The sequence below is a fragment of the Mesorhizobium sp. M4A.F.Ca.ET.020.02.1.1 genome, from assembly GCF_004022645.1.
Classification (GTDB): domain Bacteria; phylum Pseudomonadota; class Alphaproteobacteria; order Rhizobiales; family Rhizobiaceae; genus Mesorhizobium.
Genome location: NZ_RZOI01000003.1, coordinates 30,706 through 36,905, shown reverse-complemented (window position 1 = coordinate 36,905; position 6,200 = coordinate 30,706). Strand labels below are relative to the sequence as shown.

Genomic DNA, 6,200 nt, shown 5'->3' with positions numbered 1-6,200 from the left:
CGTGATAGGCTCCATCTCACGGGTGTCGGCGAACTCAATGTCACCAAAATCAGTGTAAGGCTCGGCCTGCTGTTCGGCGTCTGCCTCAGAGGCAGACGCTCGCCCCTGTCGCCGATATCGCCGTAAAGACTCGGCCGGCAGGGAGGTGGACTACGACCTACCTTGAACTTTGCTTTCTACCGTCGTCAGATGAAGCGAGCCGAAATGTTGCGCCGCGGTGCTGATGACAAAAATTCTCGGCGGCTCGAACTTTACCTCTCGCGCCTCTACGAGGAGGTTGCACGAAAAGCGCGGCCTTGCCCACTCGTCATCACAAGAGCGACACGGGCCGACATGGCGGCCGAAACGCTCACCTCATGCGCAACCTGGTTAAGAAGCTGGCGCAAACGGGGCCGAGCGAGGCGGAACTCGAGGGGACGAGGATGAAACGCCCAAATCCTCAAAGAGACGGCCCGCATCGAGAAAAGCCGTGCCTGCCGAGATCGGGCAAGGGCGGGTGGCCAACGCTACCCAGCCGTAGGGAAACCCGTGATCACGCTTTAGGCACCCAATAACGATAATGGAAAAATCTGCGCGAAACGGTCGCACCGGTATTGACATTAATTGACACACCCCGCGAACACTTGCATAAGTCACATAGCGGTAGTGACTAGGTGCATGCCGCACCCAATTTTTTCCCTAGGGCGAGGTCTGATCTATGGCGGCACTGGCAAAATTCAGACCAGTTGATTCCAGCCAACACGACAAGGACGAACTCCGCGAAATCGTCCGTGAGCGCTCTTTTCGATCCGGACGCTACACGCTCTCGTCGGGCATAGAGAGCGACATCTATTTCAATATGAAGCCTACCATGATGATGGCGCGAGGCGCGCAACTTGCCGCTCTTGAGTTCCTAAAAATCGCTGAGCAAGTGAAAGCAGAGTACGTCGGCGGCCTTGAAATGGGAGCGGTCCCCGTAATCGGATCGATGGCAGCTGTCAGCTCGGCGATGAACAAACCCATAAACACGATCTTCGTTCGCAAGACTCCAAAGCCTCATGGCACAAGGGACGTGATTGAAGGTCTTGGGCCCAAAGAAGATCTCGAGGGAAAAGTCGTCCTGATCGTTGACGACGTTGCCACAAGCGGCAAGTCGATATTGAAGGCGATTGAAGAGGTTCGCCGCGCCGGGGGCATTGTAGGTGACGCTGCTTGCCTCGTGGACCGCGACGAGGGAGCTACGGCGCTGCTAGCCCAACATGGGGTCACGCTGCATTCCGTTCTGCATGCGAGCGAATTTGTGGAACGCCACTGACAATCTCATACAACGGCTTTCCGGCGACCTAGCCTTAGAGGACATTCCGCCGCTTTGCAGCGAGTGCAGGCGCCTCGCGAGTAAGAGCGACTGCCCTTGCCCATCCTCACTGCTTTTGGTGCAACATATGCTGGCTGCCGTTCACCAGCCGCTTGACGCCATTGACCACCTTTCTGAGCAAGGCGCCATCAGACTGAAGGCTTTTACCGATTATCTGGCGACGGTCGTTCGAATAGCTTCAGAGCGCGGAGACGCGGCACCCTGGATCGATCTAGCCAGCCGGTTTAGCGCCCTTTTCGGTCCCGACGAGGTTGCCCATTAATCTAGTGCTTATCGCTTTCCATGAACGAGCAGCCTCGGCGGCATCGCGTCATGGATCGCCAGCGGCATGCCGGCCCATGATGCGAGCGTAAAAGCGCCGAGCAGCCGGTGCTGAATCTCGGACGTGACGACGCCGATTGGCGCGATGCGCGTTGGCACGGGCCCTCGTGCCCAAGCATGATGCGTTCCCATTCCGCGGCATCATGCTCGCGATCCCGTCTGTGCCGTGCTCAAGCAAGCGAGCCCGAGCGAACCGCCCTGGGTAGCGGATTTAGACAATCGTTGGTTGGCGAGTTCGGCCTTTGGTTGGAAGACCGGCTAGCGGCGGGCCAACGAAACGGAATTGGCGACACTGGAGTATGCCTTCACTGGGGTCGCGTCCTTACGCTGTAGCGCGGCGGTCAGCGAAGCCGCTCGCGAGCGCCCCCTCGATAGCGCTGAGCGGGCGAGCGGCTTCGGGGCGGGCGCAGGGGCTGGGTAGACTGGGCCGGACTCACCTAACTCACCGGGTCCAGCCACGACATGCATCGCCAAAAGCAAGGACCCTCCCCGCTGACCGCGGGCTCAGCCATGGCCGCTGAGGCTACCGCACTGTTTCGAGTGAACGTAAGGACTTAACGAGCGTAGGGGAAACGTCCGCAGAATAACGATGTGCCTCAGGGCCCGAGTGCTTATTCGGTCAAGATGATCTGGGCTAAGGCTCTCGCTTTCGCCGCAACGAAGGCGTACATCATTCCCTGGATGCCACCGCCAATGAACAATAGTAGACCAGTTATATCCCGCTGCCCATTTCTTCGGCTACGAGGTCGGGCCGGCGCTCGATCAACGTACGGCTGATGAAGCCCAGATGCTCGGGATTGGTGCATGGCGCGCGCCCCAGAAGGCTGTCCAGGATGCGGCGCGCTCGCCAGGCCAGCAGGCCAAAGTTCGGATCAGCCAGCCCGCGCTGTCCAAGGCAGGCGTTCTGAACGAAAAGGCGTCTGTCTCGCGGTCCGTCCCAGCACACCGAAAAATCCTCCCCAATGGCGAGCTCATTGTCGATCTGCTCGAGGCGATCTGCGATCGGTTCGAGGAAGTCCGGCGGCGCGTTCTCGTACCCGGTGGCCAGGATGACGATGTCGGCGGTTACTTCTCCGATGTTATCCATGCCGCGCTGCAGCGTGAGCCTGTGCCCCGCCCCTGCGTTGATGCAGCGCGACACGTTGCAACTTGGCCGCAGTGTGATGTCGCATTGGTGTGCCTCGAGAAAGGCGTGGTGGTAGAGCGCCTGATAGACCGCGCGCAACGTGCTTTCTGAAATCCCGTCGGAGGCAAGCGCGAAACGCCGCAGGAACAGCTGGCGATGCACCTCGCTCATGGCCGCAAAACGATCCGAAAAGCAAGGCGTGAACAGCTCGTTTGTGAACGGGTGGTCGTCGAAAGGCATCTCGCGCGTCAAGACCCAAGTGATCGCCGCGGGCCGCCGTTCTTTCGGCCGGCCGACAAGGTGCAGCAGCAGCTCGGCTCCCGACTGTCCGCCGCCAACAACGCAGACATGCTTTTTTTGCACCTCAGGATTGATGTGGGCCAACTCAGATGAGTGGAACAGGTTGGGTCCAGTCCAGCCATGAAACTGAGGCGGAATTTGCGCCTGCTTGCCTATGTCGATGACGAGGTTTCTCGCATCAAGGACCGCGTTGTCCGTCCGCACGCGAAACTCGCCGTCAAAGCGGATTTCGCGAACGGCCTCGCCGCCACGGACAAGCGGATTCTTCTGGAACGCCCAGTTGAGATATTGAGCGAACTCGGCTCTGAGCACCCCGTGAAATTGCGCATTGAGGAAATGGTAAAGACGCCCGTTCTCGTGGAGGTAGTTTACGAATGTGTAGGCTGATCGCGGATTGACCAGAGTAACCAGATCCTGGAAGTGGCCGACCTGGAGCTCCGCGCAATCGAAAGCGCTGCCTGGATGTCCGCGGAAATCAACCTGCCGATCCAGGAACAGTGCCCCTTGCGCAATCTCTTCCTGTATCTGACACGCAAGGCTCAAATTAGACGGCCCAGCACCGATACCAATGCAAAAGAGCTCCACTTATCCTTGCTCCTCTAGGAGTGTTTCCCAACTCAGCGGCATGTGCGCGGCGACCGCCAGGCATTGAGCATTGCGAACCTCACAGGCATCCTTGAGCCGCGGTCCCGACTGAGAGGAAGGCAAAAGCCTGCGCGGCCTTCCAGGTCTTGAGCTCAATGGGCGACATCGACAGCGGGCACCGCATCATCCGAACCCAAGAGCGAGAAGGACCGCGTGTGATGCTGTCGCGCAGCTCTCCGGATTTTACGGCGGCTCCTAGCGGCTGCCTCCACCCCAGGATTGACTGTTTCCCGGTTACGACGGAAGCGGCTCTTTCTTCGAGGGGCGTAACCATGGATAACGGCTCGTAATGCGTTCGTAGACTCCCATGCATGCAGCGTGCCGGATAAAGAAAACGTCAAACCAACGAGTTCTCCTAATTCCAGCTCGTCTGGAACCCGACATTGTCGCGCCCGACGATCGGGCAGGGGAAGCTCCGCGGCAGCGGCCCTTGCACACCGCAGGCCTGACAGGGGCAGCCGCCGATTTGACCCGCGTCCGGGTACTGATCAGGGGCATTCCAACAGGGTTCGCGCCCGAGGCGGGGGCCCCTGGTACACCCGCCCTGTGGCTTGGCTGCGGTCTGCTGCAGCCGTTCGTCTTTACTGCCGGTTACAGACGATCTCGCACGAGTTGGATGCACGAGAGCGTCGTGAAGCAGTCGAGGCGTCCGGTTTGGCTCTGACAAGCGTCGCAAGATGTTCGCTGATCCAGCCATGTCTCCGCAATCCGACCGGTAACCGACGACGACTTCGGACTGGTTGGCGGTCCTACGACCTGATCGGTCTTCCTACGGAACTGATCAGCGAGCCAAAAACAGCGGCAATGTGGTGTTCCCAAAGCTCCAGCTCGGCGGACCGCCGAAAATCCGCTCACGCAGCCCACGGCTGCCATAAGCACCCATGACCATCATGTCAGCACAGATGTCGTTCGCGTGCTGAGTCAGCACTGTGCCCGCCGATTTGCCGGCGCTCTTAAGCAGGTCAACAGAGACCCGAGCACCGTGCCGAGTAAGATAGGCAGCGATGTCAGCTCCAGACTGCGCGCCTTTCCCGTTGTTTTGCGCCTTCGGATCGACCATAGCGACACAGACTTCCTTGGCAGCGGATAGGATACTAAGAGCTTCCCGAACCGCACGCGAGGCCTCTACGCGCGAATCCCAGCCGACCAGCACGCGTCGAGGCGACAGGGTCGCCTTAGCGCCCTTCGGCACGATGAGCACCGGCTTTCCGCTATCGAACAAGCAGCCGTTGACAACAGGAGGTCCGAGAGTCTCATCGTTGAGGAGGTCTCCTCCAACGATCGTCAGGTCAGCGCAGAGCGCCCGCTGTCGTGCCACTTCACCGAGGCTAGCCGGATCGCAATAGTCGGTGTCAACGTCACAGGAAAGCGACATAGCTTTCAGCCTTTTGAGGATATCCGCGGACCGTCTTTCCATTCTGGTCACGTCCTGTGAAAATTTCTCGATTTGCTGAAATCGATAGTTCGGTACTGCAATTGCCTGTGCACGTCCTGTATTCCATTCGGGGGGCGGAGACGACATCAAGAGCAATGGAGGCGGTATAATGAGTACCGATAGGTGCGCGCCGACCTCGGCACACAGTCCGGCAGCTGTTGTGAGGTCCTCATCAGAATGATCAGCACCCGTCACACTGAATATGCTTTTAAATTCCATTTGCCTGCTTCTCCTGGTCTTCGTTAGGAGCGTCTCAAAGCGGCAACACCGCTCTCAGGAGGAAGAGAGAGCGGCACCACATTCGACCACCGATTTCAGTCGTCCGGCTTCTCGAGCGAGTAGCCGGCCGACCTGACGGTGCGAATGACGCTGCCGGGCAAGGCCGTTTTCAGCGCCCTCCTGATTCGGCTGATATGGACATCGACGGTGCGTGCACCGACATGAATGTTGGGCAGCCAGGCCGCCCCGATAAGCTCGTCCCGGCTGAAGACCTTGCCGGGGGCCTCAATCATAAGCCGCAGCACGTTGAAATCGATCCGTCCGAGATGGATGTCGTGGCCATTACCGCGAACCCGATGGGCATCGAGCTTCATCTCCAGGCCTCCACAACAAATCCAACTGTCGTTTTCAACCCCGTTCGGACCACGCTTGGTCAGCCCGAGCCTCGCCCGCAGGCAGTCGAGCAGCTTGGCCGGAGCCACCGGCCGCACAAAGCTCTCAACGCCTGCCTTCAAGAGATCGAGGTGCTGGTGCTCGGCGCCAGGCGCGATCAGGGCGATGATGGGCAGGTCGGTGGTGCGCGGTTCCCGCTTGAGGTGGGCGCAAATTGCGGACCCGTTTATGCTGGCTGGGTCGCAATCCAGCACTACGGCCTGAAGCTCCCGTTGTTCGGCCAAGGCCAGCGCAGCCTTCGCGCCGTCTGCCGTCTCACTGCTGAAACCGTCCACCTCCAGTATGTGGCTGTAGAGCAGATAGAACTCGGCATCTTGCGAGCAGATCAGGACCAGCGGCTTCTTCAT

The 6,200-nt window shown here is 59.5% G+C and carries 4 protein-coding genes; 1 reads left to right on the top strand and 3 read right to left on the bottom strand.

The genetic code is table 11. From position 1 onward, the window contains the following. Window positions 1-697 precede the first annotated feature (697 nt). Window positions 698-1,294 carry an orotate phosphoribosyltransferase gene (gene pyrE, locus EN742_RS00610; protein WP_029356507.1) on the top strand — a complete coding sequence of 199 codons (597 nt, stop codon included), beginning with the start codon at window positions 698-700 and terminating at the stop codon, window positions 1,292-1,294. Window positions 1,295-2,387: 1,093 nt separating this feature from the next. On the opposite strand, the gene EN742_RS00595 is transcribed toward pyrE, so the two are convergent. The 3 genes from EN742_RS00595 to EN742_RS00585 form a co-directional block, all read right to left on the bottom strand. Further along, on the bottom strand, window positions 2,388-3,686 hold the full coding sequence (locus tag EN742_RS00595) for a SidA/IucD/PvdA family monooxygenase (RefSeq protein WP_128332214.1): 1,299 nt from the start codon (window positions 3,684-3,686) through the stop codon (window positions 2,388-2,390). An 841-nt stretch (window positions 3,687-4,527) separates the two neighbouring features. After that, window positions 4,528-5,400 carry a universal stress protein gene (locus tag EN742_RS00590; protein WP_128332213.1) on the bottom strand — a complete coding sequence of 291 codons (873 nt, stop codon included), beginning with the start codon at window positions 5,398-5,400 and terminating at the stop codon, window positions 4,528-4,530. 95 nt (window positions 5,401-5,495) lie between these two features. Beyond that, complete coding sequence (locus EN742_RS00585; protein WP_224571202.1) at window positions 5,496-6,200, bottom strand: response regulator transcription factor; 705 nt, start codon at window positions 6,198-6,200, stop codon at window positions 5,496-5,498.

Excerpts from the sequence above, each read along its gene's own strand:
- pyrE (WP_029356507.1), top strand. The coding sequence starts at position 698 with ATGGCGGCACTGGCAAAATTCAGACCAGTTGATTCCAGCCAACACGAC.
- EN742_RS00590 (WP_128332213.1), bottom strand. The coding sequence starts at position 5,400 with ATGGAATTTAAAAGCATATTCAGTGTGACGGGTGCTGATCATTCTGAT.
- EN742_RS00585 (WP_224571202.1), bottom strand. The coding sequence starts at position 6,200 with ATGAAGAAGCCGCTGGTCCTGATCTGCTCGCAAGATGCCGAGTTCTAT.